The organism is Vibrio sp. 1249-1, assembly GCF_033340495.1.
The window spans coordinates 1-582 of record NZ_JAWOWJ010000871.1 but is presented as its reverse complement, the minus strand read 5'-3'; the positions used below and the strand labels follow the sequence as shown (position 1 = coordinate 582).

The following is a 582-nucleotide window of genomic DNA, read 5'->3' as shown; positions in this document are numbered from 1 at the left end:
ACATGTTTCGTCCTAAAATGTATGAATACATTAAGGATGAACAACCGCTACTTCACACACATCACATTCAACAACGACGTGCCGGTTAACTGATTTGGTTCTCGATCGGCAAACAAGCCTTTCTTATCTTTACCCCAATACGGCAATTGCAGCGGCCATTTGTTCTTCTCCATCACACCAGAATCTCGCAACGCTTTAAATTCAGTCGCCGTGGCGAGCGACATGCCCAACTGCTGACAAATCTGTTGCGAGCTTTCGTAGTTGAGTCGATTCCACGGCTTACCATATTCCATATAAAACTGATTATCTAACAGGTAAGGCACGACATACGTTTTGCCATGTAGAGACGCTCGCAAGCGCACTTCCACCTCTCCATTGCCTTTTACGCTCGGTGTTGGTTTTGCTTTCGCTACCGGTTTTGTTGTCGTGCTCGGTTTCGGCTCTTTTGCCGTAACTGGCTGCGCTGTCGTTTTTGTCGCAGAAGCTTTAAACGCCTCGGTATCTGGACGACTGGCCACGACTGGCGCAACAGGCTTCGGTGCGACGTTGGGTTTGGCGACAGGAGTCGACTTTGATGACGGC

At 49.0% G+C, this 582-nt stretch carries 1 pseudogene; it reads right to left on the bottom strand.

The window, feature by feature from the left end:
* Positions 1-47 precede the first annotated feature (47 nt).
* Positions 48-582 (bottom strand): annotated as a pseudogene (locus R7Z50_RS29390) (SPOR domain-containing protein); the annotation flags it as partial.